The sequence below is a fragment of the Synechococcus sp. CC9311 genome (assembly GCF_000014585.1).
Lineage (GTDB): Bacteria > Cyanobacteriota > Cyanobacteriia > PCC-6307 > Cyanobiaceae > Synechococcus_C.
Genome location: NC_008319.1, coordinates 2,430,968 through 2,452,238, shown reverse-complemented (window position 1 = coordinate 2,452,238; position 21,271 = coordinate 2,430,968). Strand labels below are relative to the sequence as shown.

General features: G+C 56.3%; 20 protein-coding genes. 6 read left to right on the top strand and 14 right to left on the bottom strand.

Features of this window, described 5'->3' with window-relative positions; all coding sequences use genetic code 11:
- Positions 1-94: 94 nt before the first annotated feature.
- Complete coding sequence (locus SYNC_RS12775; RefSeq protein ID WP_011620676.1) at positions 95-364, top strand: hypothetical protein; 270 nt, start codon at positions 95-97, stop codon at positions 362-364.
- Between the two features lie 9 nt (positions 365-373).
- Here SYNC_RS12775 and SYNC_RS12770 read toward each other — a convergent pair whose 3' ends face one another.
- The 3 genes from SYNC_RS12770 to SYNC_RS12760 form a co-directional block, all read right to left on the bottom strand.
- The gene (locus SYNC_RS12770) at positions 374-580 is read right to left on the bottom strand and encodes a hypothetical protein (RefSeq protein WP_011620675.1); all 207 of its coding nucleotides are present in this window, start codon (positions 578-580) and stop codon (positions 374-376) included.
- Positions 581-804: 224 nt separating this feature from the next.
- Complete coding sequence (locus tag SYNC_RS12765) at positions 805-1,539, bottom strand: pirin-like bicupin family protein (RefSeq protein ID WP_011620673.1); 735 nt, start codon at positions 1,537-1,539, stop codon at positions 805-807.
- Positions 1,536-2,084: an NADPH-dependent FMN reductase gene (locus tag SYNC_RS12760; RefSeq protein WP_148201917.1), complete on the bottom strand. Its 549-nt coding sequence runs from the start codon at positions 2,082-2,084 to the stop codon at positions 1,536-1,538. The genes SYNC_RS12765 and SYNC_RS12760 overlap by 4 nt, the downstream gene beginning before the upstream one ends.
- Before the next feature lie 38 nt (positions 2,085-2,122).
- On the opposite strand from SYNC_RS12760, the gene SYNC_RS15095 reads away from it, so the two are divergent.
- Both SYNC_RS15095 and SYNC_RS14905 read left to right on the top strand, forming a co-directional pair.
- Positions 2,123-2,281: a hypothetical protein gene (locus tag SYNC_RS15095; RefSeq protein WP_237699322.1), complete on the top strand. Its 159-nt coding sequence runs from the start codon at positions 2,123-2,125 to the stop codon at positions 2,279-2,281.
- A complete protein-coding gene (locus SYNC_RS14905) occupies positions 2,214-2,354 on the top strand; it encodes a winged helix-turn-helix transcriptional regulator (protein ID WP_369791620.1) in 141 nt (46 codons plus the stop codon). Before SYNC_RS15095 ends, SYNC_RS14905 begins: the two co-directional genes overlap by 68 nt.
- On the opposite strand, the gene SYNC_RS15240 is transcribed toward SYNC_RS14905, so the two are convergent.
- From SYNC_RS15240 to SYNC_RS12725, 7 genes are all read right to left on the bottom strand, one after another.
- Entirely contained in the window at positions 2,324-3,037 is a 714-nt protein-coding gene (locus SYNC_RS15240) for a rubrerythrin family protein (RefSeq protein ID WP_011620670.1), read from the bottom strand. The genes SYNC_RS14905 and SYNC_RS15240 overlap by 31 nt on opposite strands.
- 91 nt (positions 3,038-3,128) lie before the next feature.
- On the bottom strand, positions 3,129-4,958 hold the full coding sequence (locus SYNC_RS12750) for a diflavin flavoprotein (RefSeq protein WP_011620669.1): 1,830 nt from the start codon (positions 4,956-4,958) through the stop codon (positions 3,129-3,131).
- Positions 4,958-6,733: a diflavin flavoprotein gene (locus SYNC_RS12745; RefSeq protein WP_011620668.1), complete on the bottom strand. Its 1,776-nt coding sequence runs from the start codon at positions 6,731-6,733 to the stop codon at positions 4,958-4,960. The genes SYNC_RS12750 and SYNC_RS12745 overlap by 1 nt, the downstream gene beginning before the upstream one ends.
- A 36-nt stretch (positions 6,734-6,769) precedes the next feature.
- Positions 6,770-8,143 carry a TRAP transporter large permease subunit gene (locus tag SYNC_RS12740; RefSeq protein WP_202795158.1) on the bottom strand — a complete coding sequence of 458 codons (1,374 nt, stop codon included), beginning with the start codon at positions 8,141-8,143 and terminating at the stop codon, positions 6,770-6,772.
- Positions 8,144-8,157: 14 nt separating this feature from the next.
- Positions 8,158-8,727, bottom strand: coding sequence for a TRAP transporter small permease subunit (locus tag SYNC_RS12735; protein ID WP_011620666.1), 570 nt, complete (start codon positions 8,725-8,727; stop codon positions 8,158-8,160).
- Positions 8,724-9,860: a TRAP transporter substrate-binding protein gene (locus SYNC_RS12730; protein WP_011620665.1), complete on the bottom strand. Its 1,137-nt coding sequence runs from the start codon at positions 9,858-9,860 to the stop codon at positions 8,724-8,726. The genes SYNC_RS12735 and SYNC_RS12730 overlap by 4 nt, the downstream gene beginning before the upstream one ends.
- A 164-nt stretch (positions 9,861-10,024) precedes the next feature.
- Positions 10,025-10,459, bottom strand: a complete 435-nt coding sequence (locus SYNC_RS12725) for an Hsp20/alpha crystallin family protein (protein ID WP_011620664.1) — start codon at positions 10,457-10,459, stop codon at positions 10,025-10,027.
- Between the two features lie 413 nt (positions 10,460-10,872).
- Between SYNC_RS12725 and SYNC_RS12720 the strand changes: the two genes are divergently transcribed.
- A complete protein-coding gene (locus SYNC_RS12720; protein WP_011620662.1) occupies positions 10,873-12,186 on the top strand; it encodes an NRAMP family divalent metal transporter in 1,314 nt (437 codons plus the stop codon).
- Between the two features lie 29 nt (positions 12,187-12,215).
- On the opposite strand, the gene SYNC_RS12715 is transcribed toward SYNC_RS12720, so the two are convergent.
- From SYNC_RS12715 to SYNC_RS12700, 4 genes are read right to left on the bottom strand one after another with little or no spacing between them, the layout of a single operon-like run.
- Positions 12,216-12,710 (bottom strand): MEKHLA domain-containing protein, encoded by a 495-nt coding sequence (locus SYNC_RS12715; RefSeq protein ID WP_011620661.1) that lies wholly within the window; start codon positions 12,708-12,710, stop codon positions 12,216-12,218.
- Between the two features lie 3 nt (positions 12,711-12,713).
- Positions 12,714-13,610, bottom strand: a complete 897-nt coding sequence (locus SYNC_RS12710; RefSeq protein WP_011620660.1) for an SWIM zinc finger family protein — start codon at positions 13,608-13,610, stop codon at positions 12,714-12,716.
- The gene (locus SYNC_RS12705) at positions 13,607-16,801 is read right to left on the bottom strand and encodes a DEAD/DEAH box helicase (protein WP_011620659.1); all 3,195 of its coding nucleotides are present in this window, start codon (positions 16,799-16,801) and stop codon (positions 13,607-13,609) included. The genes SYNC_RS12710 and SYNC_RS12705 overlap by 4 nt, the downstream gene beginning before the upstream one ends.
- Positions 16,798-17,214 (bottom strand): hypothetical protein, encoded by a 417-nt coding sequence (locus SYNC_RS12700; protein ID WP_011620658.1) that lies wholly within the window; start codon positions 17,212-17,214, stop codon positions 16,798-16,800. Before SYNC_RS12700 ends, SYNC_RS12705 begins: the two co-directional genes overlap by 4 nt.
- A 34-nt stretch (positions 17,215-17,248) precedes the next feature.
- On the opposite strand from SYNC_RS12700, the gene alaS reads away from it, so the two are divergent.
- Positions 17,249-19,930 carry an alanine--tRNA ligase gene (gene alaS, locus SYNC_RS12695; protein WP_011620657.1) on the top strand — a complete coding sequence of 894 codons (2,682 nt, stop codon included), beginning with the start codon at positions 17,249-17,251 and terminating at the stop codon, positions 19,928-19,930.
- A 167-nt stretch (positions 19,931-20,097) separates the two neighbouring features.
- Positions 20,098-21,267 carry an efflux RND transporter periplasmic adaptor subunit gene (locus tag SYNC_RS12690; RefSeq protein WP_011620656.1) on the top strand — a complete coding sequence of 390 codons (1,170 nt, stop codon included), beginning with the start codon at positions 20,098-20,100 and terminating at the stop codon, positions 21,265-21,267.
- Positions 21,268-21,271: the final 4 nt, after the last annotated feature.

The following is a 21,271-nucleotide window of genomic DNA, read 5'->3' as shown; positions in this document are numbered from 1 at the left end:
GTTCACTGAAATCGGAAATAAAAGTTTCGATTTCAACCACGCATGCTGACCCGTTTGCACACTGATCGGCAATTGCTCCGTCTCAGGAGGCAACATGAGCAGCGACATTTTTAACATTCACGGTCAAAGGACCTTGACTCCAGCTGCAGCAGGCGATTCTCTTGAGTTGCCTGACCTTCCAGAGTGCCTGCAGGCAGCGTTAGGACGTGGCCATACTCTTGCCATTGAGGGCACCAATGTGGTGCGCGTTCCTTTCGGAGTGCGTCGTTCCCGCCGAGTACGCCCCGAGCGCCCTGAGCGTTGGGCAACTCTGGTGTTGCCATTACAGCCCCAGGGATCACCGACGCCTCCACAAGCGGCTTAAAAAATTTACTTAGGCTGCTTCAATAAAGTTATGGCTGGCCTTGAGTTTCCAGTCCACTAGAGATTTTGCGTCATCGATCGAACAGATTGATGTTCTAAAAGGTAGAAGTTGCATGGGGCTCCGTTCTGGTCGAACCAACCAACTCTGATTCGGTTGTTGCAGCAGGATGAATCCGCGATAGCGCACTGCGAATTGTGGTTCGCCAAGAAATCCCATGGAGGCTGGGGTTAATGGAATGTTATGTATGTTATTTCAAGGCGAAAAAGCAAATTTAAGCGTTAGCAACTGATTTTCTATAGATTTTGCTTTTTGATTGTCAGTGTTTGCCTGCTTTTGATCTTTCGGCGAGATATTCGGCCTGCCAAAGCTGCAATGACAGTTGATTTGATGGCATTTGATACAGCAAATGGTTTGGACCTGTTGTACCGATATTTACTCGGTTAGATCAATCCAAACAGGAGTAAGTCGGTTTGATTGCTCGAGGAGTGGATTTGGTTGATCTCTGCTTGGGTTGGATGAAATCCAAGCCCATCGCCTTGGCAAAGATTTGCAGCGGTTCCACCTGAGATCGAGATCGCTCCGTTGATCATCTGAATCCAGGCCTGTGGATAGGCGAGTTCTGGAAGTTGGATGCTTTCGCCTTGGGCAAGCCGTAGGCGCCAGAGCTGAATCGGTCGCGCAATCGCCATGGCTTCGCTGTTGTTTGGATCCAGCACTGGGATCCATTCCTGATCGGTTAGGGCAATCTTTCTTTGCTCATAGGCGGGATCGAGTCCTTGTTGGCTGGGTTCGATCCAGATCTGCAGCAACCGGCAGGTTTGGTCGCTTTGATTGATTTCGCTGTGCATGATTCCGGTTCCGGCGCTCATGCGCTGCACATCTCCAGCCTGAATGACGCCATGGTTTCCGGCCGAATCCTGGTGTTGGAGTTCCCCCTCGACCATCACCGTGATGATCTCCATGTCGCGATGGGAATGCATGCCAAACCCACGACCGGCAGAAATCGTGTCGTCATTGACGACGCGTAGAGGTCCGAAGCTCATCCAGTTGGGATCGTGATGACCCGCGAAGGAAAAGCTATGCCATGACTCGAGCCAGTCAAGAACGCTGTGAAAGCGTTCTTGGGCTGGACGGAACACCAGTGCTGGATGGGTTGTGCTTTGGGACGTAGTCATTGAATCGGGTGTTTTTGCCCTAGGCGTTGCAGAAGGTCCTGGATGCTCTCGTCCTTCGCTGGTTTGGAGTGATTGCTGAGTAATTGACGACCCACAACTTCGGCACCGAGGTGCGTGAGCTGGATGCGAAGAGATAGAAGGAGTTCCATGCCTCCGCCTCCTGAGAAGGTGGCGATGACGACTGGCCTGCCGTTGAACAGCGCCCGGAAGTCGTCGCCTTGCACAGACAGCCAGGCAATGGCATTGGTGAGGCAGGGCGGAATCGAGCCGTTGTATTCGGGTGCACAGATCACCCAACGGGGAGAGGCCATCAGTTGGGCCTCGAGCGGAGCAATCGCCTTTGGTGTGCCTTGTGTTTGGGCTCTGGGGGTGAACAAGGGCAGGTCGATGGTCGTGAGATCGAGCAGGTTGGCTGACTGGCCCAGGGTCGCTGCCGTCTCAACGAAGCGCTGGGCCAGCTTGAGGTTTTCGCCGTTGCTTGCGCTGATCACCAAAACATCGCTCATGTTTGCTTTTGCTTTGTTCATTTCCAGAATCTCCACCATGCACGCTGAATTTTGCCTGATGTCTTTGTTTTCAGGACATGGCTGGCGTCGCAGAACTATCCGTTATTGCTGAGCCTTCAGGTGCGGAGAGCGTGGGTTCCAGCGTTGAGTTTGAGGGCTACTGGCGTTGTGGTGCGAACGATTTATCCCGAGGTGCCGCCACGGGTGGAATACGCGTTGACGGACCTCGGTCGTGAGTTATTGCCAGTGCTTGATGATCTGCACGCCTGGGGCGAGCGTCAGGCGGACTTCAATTCCGCTTCCCGATAAGGCACGAAGCTGGCTTTGCGAACACCGCAAATAGGGCAAGACCAATCATCTGGAATCGCTTCAAAAGGTGTGCCGGGCGCAATTCCGGAGTCGGGATCGCCTTCTGCAGGGTCGTAAATCATCGAGCAGACCTTGCAGATCCATTTGCCGGCTATCGGCTCATCGGTCTGTCCCGCTTGGCCTTTGCCTTGTAGCGCTTCAAGGGCAACGCCATAGGACTCGGCATGGTGCTGTTCGATGGGCGTGAGCAGTCCGAAGTTCTTGGCAGCTGTTTTAAAGATGCCTGCGTGATCTTTCGATTCGCTGGTTTGTTCGTTGAACTCCGCTTCAGCTCCGTGATCGCGATCGTTGCGGGCCTGTTCAGCAAACTCCGGATACATCGTGGTGTATTCGTAGGTTTCGCCTTCGATGGCAAGTTCAAGGCAGCGTGTGAGCAAGGCCTGTTTGTCGTCGTCGCTGAGCGCACTGGGGTCGCTGAACACGAGCTCCGGATGAAGCAGGCGGAAGTGAGCAAACGCGTGCTCTGTTTCTTGGGCGGCGGTGTCGCGGAAGAGCTTGGCGAGATCGGTGCGGCCGAGTTTCTTGGCGACATCAGCAAAGAAAAGGTACTTGCGATTGGCCATGCTTTCGCCACCAAAGGCCGCTTCGATGTTGGCCTGGGTAGCTGGCTTGGAAAGATCCATAGGTTTGCTTGCCGATCATTTGATACTAGCGCTATCTCATACTCGCTATGAGTTAGCGCTCGGGGTTGGTGGGCCTGGATGGCGCATTCCCTTAGTAGTTCGCGCCGCTGCGCCGCTGATGCACTGCCGTACCTCCTACAGAATCGAGCAGGCCTCCATGGGAGACCTCGGCGTAAATCAGCCAGTGATCCCCGCATTCCATGCGTTGTTTCACAGTTGCTTCCATCCAGGCCAAGGCCTCCGGAAGCAAAGGCTGTTCATGGGGACTGGCTTTCAGTTCCAGGCCGGCAAAGCGATCAGCTCCAGGCTCAAACGGTTGGAGGAATTGCTTCATGGGCCCGCTTTCGCGCCCTTCAGCAAGCACGTTTAAAGCAAAGCAGTCGCCGATATGAAGAAGGGCCTCAACGGCTCGATCCTTGGCAACTGCCACGGTGAATCCCGGTGGCGTGAAACTGGCTTGGGTGACCCAGCTCGCAATCATGGCGCCGGAGAGTTCACCCTTTCGTGCGGTGAGAACGCAGAGAGATCCCACGACCCGACCCAGGGCCAGCACGGCAGGGTCACTGCGGCTTTCACTGAGCCCGCCTCCGCTGCGGCGTTGCTGTTTGCGTTGCTCTCGATGCAACTCGCGACCGAATCGGGTGCCGGTTTCTTCGAGGGTTCGAATCATCGCTGCGTCAGGGCTGAACTTCACCCGGATGGGGTCGAACGCAAAGTGAAATCCGCCGTCGCGAAGCTTGTTTTCCAACAGGTCGATGGCTTCACCGCTCCAGCCAAAGCTGCCAAATACGCCTACGGGTTTACTGCGGTCTCCTTCGGCAAGGAGCGTCCCCAAGGCGGAGACGATCGGCGTTGGCGCATGGCCCCCGAGCGTTGGGGAGCCGATCAAAATGCCGTCTGCTTGTTTGATCGTGTTGATCAGTTCGTCCGGAGGTGTGAATTCACAGTTGAGACTGGTGATTCGAATCCCAGTGCGACCAACACCTTGAGCTAAGGCATCAGCGATGGCAGCCGTGTTTCCGTAAGCACTGGCAAAGAGCAGTGCAACCGACAGGCTGGCTTGCTGTTGGCTTTCCCCCCAGCGCCGATAGTCATTGAACAAACTGCGCCAGCTTGTGTCGATGGCTGGACCGTGGCCCGGCGCCACCGTGGTGATGTCCAGCTCTTCTAGGCGCTCCACCAGGGAGTCCACCTGGCCCGCCATCGGTGCCATGAGGCAGTCATAAAAGTGACGACGCTCCTCTTCAGTGGCACTGCGACCGGACTCAGCCCACTCATGGGTGCAGATGTGCGCCGAAAACAGCTTGCCGCTCATCAGAAGTCCGAGCGACTGTTCAAACGCCAGCAGGCCCCCAGGCCATCGGGGCGTTGGAGCGGGAACGAGTTGAAGCTTGTGGTGATAGCTGAGAGGCAGGGTTTGCTCGTGGCGGATCACCTGGATGGCTGGAAGTTCGGGAATGGCAGGCTGTTCGCTCGCCTGTCCCGGGGCTGCGGGTTTGCGTTGGGACCAGAGTTCCTCCAGGAGCTTGGCGCCAGCGTTTGAGGCAATCAGTTCGAGCTCGGGATACAGGCTGGCCAGATCACGGAGCAGCGCCACCCTGTTGGGGTTGACGTGCCCAACCACAACCTTCAGCGCAATGGTTTGGGCGGGGAGTAAGCCTGCAAGAGCCGGGAGAAAGGCCTTGTCGTAGGCCTTGCCGGGAGGATGCACAAGGACCGCGGTCTGATGCTGGCCCTCGCAATCTGTGCCGGCATCAAACAGAAAACTATTGGCGGTGCTGCCTCGTTCCAGCGCATATTCCAACTCGAATCGGAGCCGTTGAGGACTCAGCCCCCGCAGGCAAGTGAGTCCTTCATCGATGGGCAGGCTGATCACTTGTCGGCTCACTGCTACAGGGGCCTCGAGGTTGGATGTCGCCATTAGTAGTGGTTCCCCACTTTGCGGTGATGCACGGCGGTCATGGCATTGGCGTCAGCCACGTTCCCCTGTTCCACCACGGCATAAATCACCCAGTGATCGGGACCTTCCATGCGTTGTTCCACGCGGCAACCCAAGTACGCCAGTGCATCTCCGAGGACGGGGCCGCCCTCCGCTTCTGACTCCAGCACGTTGATGCCAGCGAAACGGTCGGCGCCGGGTGGGAATCGCTTGAGAAAATGGCGGAGCAGTTGTTGATGGTTGTCCTCGCGGAGGATATTCAGCACAAATTGGTCGCCAACCTGCATCAGAGCCTCGATTGCCCTGTCTTTGGCAACGGCCACGGTGATGCCTGGTGGGGTGAAACTGGCCTGACTGACCCAGCTCGCCACCATCGCGCTACGGCGCAGGCTGTCGCCTGCGCCTTGGCTGGCAGTGACTACATAGAGCCCACCGCTGAGACGACCTAGAGCTTTGTCTAGATCGCCGTCCAGGCTTTTCATGGCTGCGATCGTTTTGGCTCGCGTTAAAAACTGGCCAAGGTCGGTGCCTGATTCTTCGCAGCGCTGATAGTCGCCACCTTGAGGAAGCTGGCGAATGCGGAGGGGGGAAAAGGCTTCCTTCTGTCCCTGGCTGCGTAGTTGTCCGGCCACAGAATCGATCGGCTCGTCATCTCCACCAAAAGCGTCGTAGACGCCAACGAGTTGTTTGCCATGCAACGCAGCCAATAAGGTTCCGATGCTGCTTTGCAGCTCAGCATCTGCGTTCGCTGGCCAGGTGGGAACCACCACGGCCTTGGCTTCACTAATCAGGGCTGTGAGCTCTTGGGCATCGGTGGCGCGTAGATCAACAAGTTGAACCTGAGCGTCGGTCTTGCCGATGCCATGTGCGATCGCCTGGCTGAGGCGGTCACAGAAGCCGTATTGACTCAAATAACAAACGGCTGCGTAACTCTCGCCTTTATTGCGTTTCCCGCTCCATTCGCGGTAATCGTTGATCCAGTGGCTGAGGTGATGGCGAAGCAAAGGGCCATGACCTACAGCGATGGTGTTGATCTCGGGCAGGCCATCCATACGCTTAAGGGCTTGAAGCACGCTGCGGGCATTGGGCCCCATCAAGCAGTCGTAGTAGAAGCGGAAATCCGGGGCAATGGCGCCAGGATCGCTGTCAAAGACGTCTTCCGAGCAGTAGTGCAGCCCAAAGGCATCGCAGGTATAGAGGATTCCGCTGCCGTGGTCAAATGAAAAAATCGTGTCCGGCCAGTGCAGGTTGGGTGCACTTAAAAACTCAAAGCGATGCTGTACGCCGCTCTCAGGATTGATGCCTAGGTCGAGCTCTTCTCCGCTTTTTACGGCTCGGGAGCTGAACGGCCGATGAACCTGGTCTTTCAGGAATTGAATCGCCACCTTGGACCCAATAATTTCGATCTCAGGGTTCATGTCAATCAGGTCCCCAATTAGTCCTGAGTGGTCCGGTTCGGTATGGCTCACGATCAGGTAATCGATCTGTTTCGGATCGATTTGCTCCTGCAAAAGCGGCAGCCAGGTGTCGCGGAATTTGGCGTGACTGGTATCAATCAGGGCGGTGCGTTCACCCCGCACCAGAAAGGCGTTGTAGGTGGTGCCGTTGCGCAGGCCAAATTCAATATCGAAACGGCTTCTCTCCCAGTCGAGGGAGCGAATCGTGCTGCTGTCAGCAGCAATCACTTCCGATTGAAGGGAGAGCCTCGGACTGGTGCTTGACGCAGTCACTGATGGCTTCAAGCTGGAGGTGGCCATAGCAGTTACTCGCTGAACTGAACTCTACGGAGAACATCAAGTCAGCGGCATGGGTGCCATCGCAGCAGCAAAACGCGGCAACCAGCCCACGAGGCCAGGCACGGCAATAATCAAAGCCAAAACAGCCACCTGCAGACCCACGAAAGGCAAGGCCCCCCGATAAATATCCCGGGTTTTCACCTCCTTGGGCGCGACGCCACGGAGATAGAAGAGAGCGAATCCGAAGGGTGGAGTGAGAAATGATGTTTGCAGATTGGCCCCGATCATGACGCCAAACCAGATCAGGGCATCTGGACCGAGTAGCTGCCGTGCTGCTGGCAACAGCAAGGGCACAGCGATGAAGGCGATTTCAAAGAAATCGATGAAGAATCCGAGCAAAAAGATGATCAGCATGCTGAACACCAGGAATCCAACCCGACCTCCGGGGAGGTTGAGGAGGATGTCAGCGATGAGTTGATCCCCGCCGACTCCTCGGAAGACAAGGCTGAAGGCGGTGGATCCCAGCAGGATTGCCATCACCATGGCCGTAGTGGTCATGGTGTTCTCGCACACCTTGGACAGTTGCTTGCGGCTGAAGCCTCCATTGAGAGCGGCCAGGAGCATCGCGCCCACCGCGCCGATCACGCCGGCTTCCGTTGGGGTCGCGATCCCGAAAAAGATGCTCCCCAGCACAATCAGAATTAATGACAAGGGCGGCACCATCGATTGCACCAGCTGCAGAGGCTGGGTGGCTCCCAGTTCAGCTTGAGGGAGCTGAGGTGCGAGTTCAGGTTTGATCGCACTGATGACCAGCACATAGATCGCAAACACCGCAGCCATCAGGAGTCCAGGAAGCAATGCGCCGATGAACAGGTCTCCAACGGAGATTCCCAACTGATCGCCGAGGACGACGAGCACGATGCTTGGAGGGATGATCTGGCCCAGTGTTCCCGAAGCCACGATCACGCCCGTGGCCAGAGTTTTGTCGTAGCCAGCCTTCAACATGGCCGGCAGGGAAATCATTCCCATGGTGGTGACGGTTGCGGCGACCACGCCGGTGGTGGCGGCAAGTAGTGACCCAACGAGCACGACGGCGAGAGCCAGTCCGCCGCGTACGCGTCCCAGCAGGCGACCCATGCTCTCGAGCAAGCGTTCGGCGATGCCTGAGCTCTCCAGCATCGACCCCATGAATACGAAAGCGGGGATCGCCAGCAAGGTGAAGTTGCCCATGATTCCCAAAATCCGTTGGGGAAGCGCCGTGACGAATTGAGGTTCGATTTCGCCGGTCAGCATTCCCAGCAACGCGAAAATCACGCCGATGCCTCCCAAGCAGAAGGCCACAGGGAATCCACTGAGAAGGGCCAGGATCAAGGTCAGAAACATGCCGGGTGCGAGGACCGCTGAGGAGTCGAAACTCAGCACCCAACCCATGGATTCAATTTCAATCACAGGCCGGTTCCTTCCTGAGGAGGTTGCTGACCATCGGACTGCTCATCCCCATGCATCAGCTTCCAGCGCAGCCGCAAGGATTCCGCAATTCCCTGGAGGCCTAGTAACAGAAAACCCACTGGAATCAGAGACTTCAGCCAGGTGCGAGGTAAACCACCCGGATCGGGAGACATCTCCCCAATACTCCAAGAACGCAGCGCCGGTGCAACCGATAGGGCCATGACGCCAAAGGCGAATGGCAGTAATAACAAGAGCAATGAACTGAGTTCTTGGCGAGCCTGGCGGCGGGCGCTCCAGCGGCTTTGCAGGACATCAACACGAACATGGCCGTCTTTTTGCAGCGTCCAGCCCAGTCCGAGCAGAAAAATCAGCGCAAATAAATACCACTGGGCTTCGATCAGCCCATTGCTGCTGAGGTTGATCCCGATTGCTGATCCCACATACCGGCCCACCACATTCCAGAAGCCGATGGCGAGCATCAACAACACCGACCAGCGCGCTAGCCAGGCTGCAGCGGCATTCATCCCGTCGAGCATGCGTACGAGACCTGCAAAGCGACCGTTCATCGCTGGTCTCCTGGTTGATCTCCTTCGCTGCTTTCATCAAATTCAGCGAGCGGTAATTCATTGATGTTGTTCCACCTTCTGGTGTCTCGGCGGAACAAGCGCCAGCGCTCGAGCAGAGCTTTAAATCCTGCGTCGGCATCCGCGAGCTCCTGAAAAATCTCCGCGCTAGCGCTACGAGCAGCTTTGAGGATGTCATCGCCATAGCGCTCGAGCTTGATGCCTTGGCGGGTGATGCGTTGCAATGCTTCGCTGTTACGCCATTCGTAATTGCTCAACATTCCCAGGTTGGCTTCGTAGCAGGCCGTGCGGAACATGGCTTGATACTCCTTTGGGAGGTCCGACCAGGCTTTGCGGTTGACCAGTGCCATCAGTGTTGGCCCTGGCTCCCACCAACCGGGGTAGTAATAGTGCTTTGCGGCTTTGGCTAATCCAAGCTTTTCATCGTCATAGGGTCCAGTGAATTCGGCTGCATCGATCGTGCCCCGCTCTAAAGCGAGGTAAATCTCTCCACCAGGAAGAACCTGGACATTCACGCCCAGTTTGGCCATCACCTTTCCACCTAGACCAGGGATGCGCATCTTCAACCCCTGAAGGGATGCAAGGTTTTGGATCGGTTTTTTAAACCACCCTCCCAGTTGACCTCCCGTGTTTCCGGCTGGGAAACTTACTGCTCCGAAATCGGCAAACAGGGCATTCATGTCCTCGTTGCCGCCGCCGTAATACAGCCAGGTGTTTTGCTGTTGGGCAGACAAGCCAAACGGCACCGCCGTTCCAAAGGCAAAGGCTGGGTTCTTGCCGATGTAGTAGTAGCTGGCGGTGTGGCCGCATTCAACAGAACGCGCTTGAACGGCATCCAGCACCTCCAGGCCGGGGACGATTTCGCCCGCTGCAAAAGGCTCAATCCGGAAGGCTCCACCACTCATCTCCTCAACGCGTTGGCAGATGGTGACGGCACCCCCATAAATGGTGTCGAGGGAGATGGGCCAACTCGTAGCCATGCGCCAGCGCACTTGGGGTAGGCCGCTGGCGCGCGTTTCTTCCGCTCGGCGGATCGTGCAGGCACTCAAAGCTGCGGCGCCCGCCGCTGCCGCTGCCGCTTGACCACCGCTGCGAAGCAGCTGCCGTCTTTGCATGGCTGGCGTCCTCCGGAGGCCCGTCGATCAATCGACGGAACAACAGTGGATCTTATCGATCAGTTCTTTCACATCCACAAAAAAGGCCCCCCGCCATGGCGAGGAGCCCCTTTACCTCTTTTCCGTTGCACTTGCTTTCTTTAACTGGAGTTCACAGGCGTGTTTCAGCTTTCCACCTTCACCGACACGGTGGTGCGGTTGTCGCTTTTGGCAGCCCTGATCTCAAGAATGCCGTCGCGATAGGAGGCCTCTAATTGGTCGCGATCGAGCGGCTTGGCGAACCGAAAACTGCGACTCCATGTTCCCGCCCGGAACTCGCTGAGCAGCTGCTGCGCGTTTGCATTTGAGTCTGCGCCTGCTTCGGCTGGGGATGTGTTGTCTTCAACGGGGATGGTGGGTTGCCGTTCAGCGCTAATCAAAAGCGAACGATCCGTCGCTTTGATATCGATGGAGTCATGGTCAACGCCTGGTAGCTCCAGACGCACGGTGTAGCTGGCGTTGGTTTCGATCACTTCAGCAGCGGGAACGCGTTCAGCTTGTGAAACTTGCTGCTCAAGGCGATCCAACAAATCGAAGGGTGATGTACGAAGGGTGATCATGGGTAAATCTCAAATTGGCTGTGAAATTCAGGAAGTTTGTGTTTCCCGCAACGCCAATCTGCGCTGAATTGATCTCAACTGGGAGTGTAAGAACCGCCCGTTTTGGTTCGGTCTAGACCACCAGGTTCGGTTGCTGCTACTGAGAAGTCGTGAGAGCCGAACGCTGACAGGTCTGGGTCAAGTCTCCTCTCGCCGAAGAGGGAAGGCTCTCGCTTGCAAACTCATTGACTCTCATCGCAGCGTAAGAAGATTGAGCCCTTGTTCATCAGTCAAGCTTGGCTTCCCGGCTTCATTTGTGTTCGATCGCCGTGGATTCGCGTTCAAGTCGTGCAGCATCTTGATCTCGACCGATGAACGGATGTTCCATTGCGTGAGGCTTCGCAGGAGGATGGCCTCCAACCATTCGTCTCTCTATGGCTACCTCCGCCTCACGTTCGGCATCGGGTCTCAGGCAGAGCCTAGGGCCGGGGATTTTGATGGCTGGGGCCTGTATTGGCGGGTCTCACTTGATGTCGTCCACAACGGCTGGGGCCAGGTTTGGCTTTGCGTTATTGGGCCTAATCCTGCTCACCAATTTGGTGAAGTATCCATTTCTGCGGGTGGGCACACGTTTTACAGCAGTCACTGGATTGACATTGTTAGAGAGGTTTCAGCGCCGCAATCGCTTCTACCTCCCGCTTTACCTCTTGGTCAGTCTTGTCACCGGAACGCTCACGATTGCGGCGGTCAGCTTTGTTGCTGGGCTCTTGTTGACCAACGTGCCGCTTTTGGCGAATTTCAATACGTTCGGCTTGGCCATCGCCGTGCTGGCTGTGAGTGGCTTGATCCTTCTTCTGGGGCACTACCGGGCGCTGGATCGTCTTTCGAAAGTGTTGGTTGTTCTGTTGACCCTTCTTTCCGGAGTGGCAGCGTTGACACTGTTGATGCGCGGTTCTGTTGGGGATGTGGCAGCCACCTGGGTTGGTACAACTCCTTCTCCCTGGACAGCCGCAAACTTGGCATTCCTAATCCCCTTGATGGGCTGGATGCCCGGTCCGGTGGAGATGTGCGTATGGCCGTCGTTGTGGATGTTCTCCCGCGCGCAAGACAGCAAGCATTCGGCGTCTTTGAAGGAGGCCGAATTTGATTTCAACCTCGGCTATGTGGTCACTGTTGTGACAGCAGTCTTTTTTGTGATTTTGGGTGCCTACACGATGTATGGCACCGGTGAGGGAATGTTTGCGGGCAGTGGGGTGTCTTTTGCTCAGAATCTCATTCGCCTGTACACCGAAGCCATGGGTGGCTGGGCCGCTTGGGTGATTATTCCGGCGGCTTTTGCGGCGATGTTTAGTACAACGCTCACCTGTTTGGATGCGTATCCACGCAGTATTTCAGCGATCCAAGGTTTGCTGCAGGGGTCTGATCGAGGGGATTTGGCCTCGGCTCCTCAGCAGCGTCGTTTGTCCGTGTGGTTAGTGCTGCATTTATTGGCTGCCTTGGTGGCCCTGCTGTTTGCGTTCAGTGGGGGGATTGGAGTGAAAGATTTCGTTTTCGGTGCGATGACAGGAAGCTTTCTGACAGCTCCGTTATTTGCCTGGATGGCCATGGACACGATGAACAGTGACTTGGTGGCTGTAGAGCATCGCGATGGTCCAGCGATGCAAGTGCTCACTTGGTTTGGTCTGGCCTTTTTGACAGGCTTCAGCTTGCTCTTCCTCGGTTGGTGGGTTTTCGGTTGGGGTGCCTGAACAGGCAGTCATCCTGTTCCCTTCAGTGATTAAATCCACCACCAGCTGGAGAAAGCAGCGGCCTGTCCGCAGACCTCATTATTGTCATCCCACAGGGGCCAGATTCGAGCGTTGTGAATCATGAAACGCCGACCTTCTTGATTAATGCGGATCCCGCCATAGCCTCTGAATCCGGCACTTTGTTGGGCTTGCTGAAGAGCGCTGGCACGCTCGCGTTGCTCACTCTCCTCCGCAGTCAGCCTGGAGGGCATGCCCACCATGGTCTGCCAACTGTGCCCCCAGATCCGCAGGGCTGTGCCGTTGGCATAGGTCAGCAATGGGTCAGCACTGTGATCATGAGCCAACACGGCAATTGGGCTCGCGAAAAGCTCTTGCGCTGCTGTGCGATGAAACGAGCCGCTTTGATCACACACCAGTAGGGGTTGAGCAAAGGCCCGTTGATAGGAGATCAGCAAGCCGTTGGTTAGCGCCTGGGCATCAGGTCTCAACCAGGGAGCGGTGGTACTTGAAATGATGCCCGTCATGGCTTACTGCCCCGCTGCCATCGCTTCCAACATGGCTTGTTGCGCTAAGGCTTGTCCTTGTTCGCGCAGGTGCTGCAAGAAACGGGGCCGAGCCTCCGGGAAGCGGGGCTCTTCGGCTAGTGGTAGTTCACCTGCAGCGTCCAGTCCCGTGTCTCCTTCCATCGCCGGGGTGATCACCACCAGGTCTCCGTCAAGGCCAGCGTCATAGCGCCACCAGAGCGTTGGATCGAGAACCGCGGGATGGGGAGGATTGAGTTCGCTACTACTGACGTCAATCGCAAGCGCTTCTGCGTTGTCGTTCTGGTTTGCGCTCTCGGCGATGGCCTGTAATGCCTCTAGGCGATGCGCCGCCAGGTCTTCCAGCAGTTTGGCTCGCGTGCGACCACGCAGCTGAAACAGCACAAACGGATCTTCGCTGAACCGTTCTCCCATCAAGAAGTAAACGGCGCTGATGTGTTTACAAGGGTTGGCTTTGTCTGGACAGCTGCATTCGCTCCTCACCTCTTGAAGCTTGAAGGGGAACAGGCGGCGGCCACTGGCAGCGAAGGCCCGTTCGATATCGGCTGGCATGATCCCTGCCAAGAGTTGAGCGGACCAGCGGGCCTTCATCGTGAGCGCCTCCAGTACGTAGCGCCAGTCCTCATCTTTAAGAACGTCGAGCCAGAGCTTCACTTTGTAGGGGTCTTTGTCTGTGCCTTGCACGCGGGCATGCACGCGTCGTCCTTCGAAGCGAATGGAGGTCACATGACCTTCTCGCGCGTAGGCCCAGGCCCGTTCCAAGCGCTTTTTGAAGCGGTAGGAATTGATGAGCTCCATCCATTGCTCAACCCACCAGGGTTGTTGGGACAGACCGTCGTCACTGATCGATGTGTTGATGCCACCTGGTGGAGTGATGCTCATGCTTGGTTGTCCTCCAGGCTCACTAGCTCTTTGAGTTGTCCCATTTCCAGGCCTCCAAGCCAGTCTTCGCCGGAGCCAATGATGTCTTCCGCCAGTCTGGACTTCTCGCGGATCATGCGGTCAATTTTCTCCTCAACGGAGCCGCTGGTGATGAACTTATGCACCATGACCCGGTTCGTTTGGCCGATGCGATAGGCACGGTCCGTGGCTTGATTTTCAACGGCGGGGTTCCACCAACGGTCGATGTGAAAGACATGACTGGCGCGCGTGAGGTTGAGGCCGACTCCGCCAGCTTTGAGTGATAACAGGAAAAGCTGGGGCCCGCGCGGATCCTCCTGGAAGCGATCGACCATGGCTTGCCGTTCACTTTTGCTGGTGCTGCCGCTGAGGAAGGGAACTTCGCTGCGCCAGCGTCGTTGCAAATAATCCTGGAGCAACTTGCCCCATTCCGCGAACTGGGTAAACAGCAAGGCTCGATCCCCAGCTTCTACAACCTCGTCCAAAATTTCTTCGAGACGTTGCAGCTTCACGGACCGTTTGAGGAAATCTTCGCTGGCGCCCTGCTCCTTGAGGGCAAGCGCAGGGTGGTTGCAAATCTGCTTGAGCTTGGTGAGCAGACCCAACACCTGACCATGACGTTTGCCGCGTGGCGCGCGGGCAATGGCATCCAAGGTGTCTTCAACGGTTTTGGCATACAGCGACTTCTGCTCTTTGCTCAGCCCAACCCACTCGCTCAATTCCACCTTCTCGGGTAGATCCGAGATGATCGCTTTGTCTGTTTTGAGTCGTCTGAGGATGAAAGGTCCCACTCGGGCTTTGAGGTCGCGCAGCGAGGACAGGTCTCCGTAACGCTCAATCGGCATGCGATAGCGATGTCGGAAAAATTCTTCCTCTCCCAGTACCCGAGGGTTGAGGAAGTCCATCAGGGCCCAGAGCTCGCTGACGCGGTTCTCAACTGGTGTGCCGGTGAGTGCGATGCGAAAACGGCTGTTCTTTTTCGGGCGGGCCAGATCACGGGCGGCTTGGCTTTGCTTCGCGGAGGGGTTTTTTATCGCCTGCGCTTCATCGATCACGAGGCCTTGCCAATCGTGACTTTCGAGGAGCTCACTGTCGCGTTGTAACAGGCCATAGCTGGTGAGCACGAGATCCACGTCTTTCAGCGCCTTTTTCAGTGCTGCTGGGGTGCTCGGGCGTTTTGGACCGTAGTGCTCATGCACCTTGAGCTCGGGTGTAAACGCTGTTGCCTCTCGTTTCCAGTTCGTAAGGACAGATGTGGGTGCAATTAAAAGCACTGATCGCTTGAGTTCGTTTTCTGCCTTGAGGTGTTGCAGAAAAGCCAGCAGCTGGATGGTTTTGCCAAGGCCCATGTCATCGGCCAAGCAGGCGCCTTGGTCGAAGCGATGCAGGAAGGCAAGCCAGCCGAGTCCTCTCTCTTGATAGGGCCTGAGTTGACCCGAAAAGCCCTCGGGAGCGGGGAGTGGGTCTGGCGCTTTCTGCTGGTGGTACTGCTCCAGCACGGCTTGCAGCCGCGGACCGGCATCAAATTGATGCACGGGCAGGCGCATCATCGTGTCGCCTTCGGTGGCGGTGAGCCGAAGCGCGTCGTCGAGGCTCAGGTCTGGATTGGCGGCGCAAAAGCGCTCGGCATTTTTGAGGTCATTGGGCCGTAGTTCGATCCAAGCCCCTTTGTGACGCACCAGAGGGCTGCGCTTACCAGCCAATCGCTCAAGCTCTCGCAAGGTCAGCGTCACCCCGCCGATCATCAGCTCCCAGCTCCAGTCAAGGTTTTCACCGAGCGTGAAGCCTCGCGAACGCTCGGAGAGTTCTGCCTTGATGGCGAGGCCAAGCCTGCTAGCCAGCCCTCCAGACAGGCTTGGTGGCAGGTCAACGCCAACGCCCACATCCCGCAGTTGTCGGACTGCTGTGCGCACCAAAACAAACGCTTCAGCTGGTGTGAGCTGCATGCTCTCTGGCGTGGCACTGTCCAGTCCGCGCTCGATCGGTTGGAACACGGTCAGGGCTCGCCCCATACCCTCGAGCAAGACCTCGCTGGGGTGCTCCACCTTGATTTCCCCAAGTTGGAGGCCGCTGGGGCCTGCAGCCCATGCCGCTCCTGCGGGCAGCTTGAGGGTTGGATCTGCTTCCGCCTGCAGAAAGAAGCGCAGTGGCCAAAGGTCCTCATCGTCCGCTGGTGTTGCCAGCTCCAGGCAGGCGCGGGCTGCAGCAACATTTCCAGCGACCCCTTCACGCCAATGATTACTGGCGGTGGCTAGGCGTTCGGTTTCTTCATCGCTGAGTTGGATTTCACCTGTATCCGAGCTCAAGGCCTCCTCCCAGGCGCGTAGCAGGGGGTCCAAGCCGTCAGGGTCAGGAGTAAAGCCCTTGCGCAGCTGCGCGTCCATCAGGTCGGCCAATAACGTGGCAACCCTTAGTCGTCCGCTGCGAGGCCTGCAGCAAGCCACGGGATTCGCGGCGCGCATGGCTTCTGGTCTGAGCCTGGTGATTCGGTTGCTGCGTTTGCCCGTTGGTTCTCGCCAAGGCAGGGCACAGGTGGCAACGAGAGGGAGCCCTGCGGCCAAGTCTTCTAGACGGCGCCTGTCTTCTTCCCGATTCAGAAGCGGTACCCAGCGGGCGCGATGGGGATAGCCCTCGCCCTTGCTCAGCTCCACTTGGGGGAGCCAGCGACTTCGGGCTACGAGGCTGAGGGACCAACGCTGCATGTGACTCCACCAGCGCAACTCATCAGCCAAATCAGGATGTCGTCCTGACAGAGGCAGTTTGGACAGCCAGGCGGTGGCCGCCATGGGGTCAATTGCGAGCCCCTGAACCTGCCAAGGCCACCACTCTGTTTGTTTGGGGATCGGTTCTCCAGCCTGTAAGGGAAGGCCTGTCCAGCTGGGCTGTTCAGTGCTGCTGGTCTCTGTTTCGCGTTTTTTTCGGGGCTTCACGCTGCGGCTCGGCAGGGTGAGGCATGCCGTGGCATCAATGATGCCGTCGGGTAAAAGATCCCGTTCCGTGAGCAAGGCCCGGAGATCGTCTGGGCTGAGGGTGAACGGGTGAAGCGCAGGGGTTGTACTTGGGCCTGCAGGCTCGGCAACGCGCCAGGTGTCGGCCCACACCAAAAGGGCAGCTCGTCCAGAGCTGGTAGGAGTACGAATGGCCGGAAGCCAGGTGGCGTGCAGCAGGCTCATGGCCGCGACGCAGAAAACATGCGTTGGGTTCCGTAAAGCACGAGTGCACTGCCGATCAACGGCAACCACCCAATGAGGAGATCCAACACCATTATTGCCAGGGCATCGGCCCCTGCCAAGGGGGAAGGTAACGACATCCCCAGGCTTCGTAACCCACAGACCGCTCCAACGAGCCCTGCGCGTAGGTGAGAGTCATTGGAGTCAACGCGCTCCAGGTGAAAGGCCAGAAGGCCATAAAACAATCCGCAGCCACAGGATCGCACCGCCATTTCGAGTCCAAATGGAAGGCTGAAAAGGCCTGCTGTAAGTCCAGCAAGGCAGGCCCAGCCAATGGAAAGGCGGCGCAGTCGATCGCGGCTGTCGGTGGCAGGAGACGGTGCGACGACGGTGCGCGGCTGCTCAGGGGCGATCATGGCCGTTCGATCTGTTGTTGACGCGGAATCCGCCATGGCTGTTGCACGTTCGTCGCGATCCGCTGCTGCCACCCCCCGCTCTGGTGCTGAAATTCGGGCAGCATTCCTGAGCTTCTACGAAGAGCGGGGCCACAAGGTGATGGCAAGCGCCTCCTTGATTCCTGAGGATCCCACGGTCTTGCTCACCATTGCGGGAATGTTGCCGTTTAAGCCAGTCTTTCTCGGGCAGCAGAAGCGGCCAGCGCCGCGGGCTACCAGTAGCCAAAAGTGCATTCGCACCAACGACATCGAGAACGTGGGCCGTACGGCACGGCATCACACGTTTTTTGAAATGCTCGGCAACTTTTCCTTCGGTGACTACTTCAAGCAGCAGGCGATTGAGTGGGCCTGGGAGCTGAGTACGGATCTCTTTGGTATCGATCCCAAGCATTTGGTGGTGAGTGTCTTCCGTGAAGACGATGAGGCTGAACAGATTTGGCGTGATGTGGTCGGGGTCAACCCGAAGCGGATCATTCGCATGGACGAAGCCGACAACTTTTGGGCGTCTGGTCCGACCGGCCCCTGCGGCCCCTGCTCGGAGATCTACTACGACTTCAACCCCGAACTTGGTGATGAAGGAATTGATCTCGAGGACGACGACCGTTTCATCGAGTTCTACAACTTGGTGTTTATGCAATACAACCGCGACGCTGAGGGCACCCTCACGCCGCTTGCTAACCGGAACATCGACACCGGCCTGGGACTGGAGCGGATGGCTCAGATTCTGCAGAAGGTTCCCAATAACTATGAAACCGACCTGATCTTTCCGCTGATTCAGGCGGCGGCTGATCTTGCTGGGGTCGACTACCACCAGCTCGACGATGCAGGTCAAACGTCTCTCAAAGTGATTGGTGACCACAGCCGTGCTGTGACGCAACTGATTTGTGATGGCGTTTCGGCAAGCAACTTGGGGCGGGGATACATTCTGCGCCGTCTCTTACGCCGGGTGGTGCGTCATGGCCGTTTGTTGGGCATTCACCAACCTTTTCTTGTCACGATGGGACAAGCTTCGATCGCACTCCTAAAGGACGCCTATCCGTCGGTGATTGAGAGGCAGGAGGTGATCTTGGCCGAGCTTCAGAGGGAGGAGTCGCGCTTTTTGGAAACCTTGGAGCGTGGGGAGAAGCTGCTGGCAGACGTGCTGGAGAGCAAGCCCAAGCAGATCAGTGGTGCCCAAGCATTTGAGCTATATGACACCTATGGATTTCCCCTTGAGCTCACCCAGGAAATTGCCGAAGAGCATGGCCTTGATGTTGATCTGGCCGGATTCGAGCAGGCGATGGAACAACAGCGTCAGCGGGCCAAGGCCGCGGCGGTGAGTATTGATCTCACGCTGCAGGATGCAATCGATCAAGTTGCGGCTGATCTCAATGCCACATCGTTTGAGGGATATGACCTGTTAGTGCAGAGCAGTAGCACCGTGCAGGCCTTATTGGTCAACGGTGAAGCAGCTGCATCAGCTTCGGATGGCGATGTGGTGCAGGTGGTGCTGGACAACACACCTTTTTATGGCGAGGGCGGTGGTCAGGTGGGTGATCGCGGCCTTCTGGTAGGCGATGGCCCTGATGGAAACGGTTTGATCGTCGTCATTGAGGGCGTTAGCCGCAACCGCGGGGTGTTCGTCCATAGCGGCAGAGTTCAGCTTGGCCGCCTTGGAGTAGGTGATGTGGTGCATGGTCAAGTCGATCGCGCCTGCCGCCGTCGCGCTCAGGCGAATCACACGGCTACCCACTTGCTCCAAGCGGCACTGAAACAGGTGGTGGATGAAGGCATCGGGCAGGCTGGTTCCCTGGTCAATTTCGAGCGGCTGCGCTTCGACTTTCACTGTCCCCGGGCGGTGAAGCCTGAGGAGCTTGAGCAGATCGAAACCTTGATCAATGGCTGGATTAGCGATGCGCAAAGTCTTGAAGTGAATGAGATGGCGATTGATCAAGCCAAGGCTGCTGGTGCGGTCGCGATGTTTGGCGAGAAGTATGCCGATGTGGTGCGAGTGGTTGACGTTCCCGGTGTGTCGATGGAGCTATGTGGTGGCACGCATGTGGGCAATACGGCCGAGATTGGTCTGTTCAAGATCGTGAGCGAGAGCGGCGTTGCTGCTGGGATCCGCAGGATTGAAGCGGTGGCCGGTGCTTCCGTGTTGGCTTATCTCAATGAGCGTGAGGTTGTGGTGAAGCAGCTTGGTGACCGCTTTAAGGCGCAGCCTGGCGAGATTGTTGAGCGCGTTGTGGCGTTGCAGGAGGAACTGAAGAACAGCCAAAAAGCGTTGACTGCAGCACGGTCTGAATTAGCTGTTGCGAAGTCAGCGGCCTTGGCAGTCCAAGCCGTAGCCGTAGGGAAGCACCAGTTGTTGGTGGCCCGTCTTGATGGTGTGAATGGTGACGGCTTACAGGGAGCCGCTTTGGGATTGTTGGATCAGTTGGGTGATGCCACTGCTGTCGTGTTGGGAGGTTTGCCTGATCCGAGCGATCAAGGGAAAGTGATTTTGGTGGCAGCGTTCGGCAAGGCTGTGATTGCTACTGGCCAGCAAGCTGGCAAATTCATCGGTGCGATCGCCAAGCTTTGCGGAGGAGGAGGAGGAGGCCGTCCGAACCTTGCTCAGGCCGGAGGTCGTGACGGGGCGGCTTTGGATGCCGCACTCAATACGGCGCGTGCTGAATTGAAGAAGACTTTGGGATGAAGCCGGTGTTGCTTGATTGAAAATAAGGAAACATTTACCTGTTGCATACAAGACAGATCAGCAAAGCACCTGACACCCTCAGGCACTCTGCAGGGGTTGCTTTCTCAGTCATTGCTAATGCAACTTTCAGGTGAGAGCCCTATAGTTTTGCGATTAATTGCTATGTGATGATTTTGCGGCTTCAATCGCCAAGACAAGCTTCTAACAAACAATATCCTTTGCGCCTACTTTGTCTTTCATTTGGTTTTTTAATCGTTGGCTGTGGTGCTCAATCAAAAGCGCCTCAGCCCTTGCCTCTTTATGCGGATACGATTGTGAAAAATAACTTTAGACAGGTGGTGAATGCTGAAGGAATTATAGGAGATAATAATTATGTTCCATTCAAACCCTCGGAAAGCGGAATCGTTACTCAAGTATTGATTAAGGCTGGTCAAAAGGTCCAGAAGGGACAGGTTATGCTGGTTTTAGATCATAAAAAAGAGGCTGCAGCTCTGGATACTGCTAGGGCCAAAGCGCAGGAAGCAAAGATTGAATCTGCTCGATATAAATTGTTAGCAGATCAAGGTGCTGCTTCGCGTGAAGATGCTGAAGAAAAAAAAGTTGGCGCAATTGCTGCGGCTAATACGGCCATTGAAAAGGAGGTTCAATTGAGCTACCGATATATCAAAGCACCCTTTGATGGCGTTGTTGGATCTGGCTTTATCGTCAATGTTGGCACTTATGTAAATCAAGGAGATCAGATTATGAGCCTTGTTAATAATGATGAGCTTTTTGTGTCTATGAATGTGCCGTCAGGTCAGGCAAAATCTATTCAATTGGGCCAAGCCACGCGTATCTATTCGGCGGGGTCGGATTTCGCTCTTGCTGAGGGGCAAGTTGATTATGTTGCTCCTTTTTTAGATTATAAAATTGAAGGTGATTCTGGTAGTCCATTGAATACATTGACAGTTCAGGCTTCGTTCTCAAACGTACAGGTTGGCCTTAAACCTGGTGAGTTGTCGCGAGTAGAAATTCAAACAGGAGTACGCAGCTTGCCTGCCATTCCTACGGGGGCAATCTCAATGAAAGCACAACAAGCTTTTGTGTTTAAATTGATTCCTGTTAAGACTTTTCTTGGCTTGAATAAGCTTGACGAAAAACAAAGTAAACCGCTGAAGGCATTGCCTCCAAATTCTTTAATTGCTGTTGAATCTCCTGTTGCTTTAGGAGAGCTCCAGGACAACCAATTTCCTGTACTAAAGGGATTAGTGGCTGGCGACAAGGTTGCAACTAGTCAGATCAAAATATTGAGTAGTGGAATGCCAGTCAAAATTCTCTCAAATCTTCCAGGGAAGTGATCCG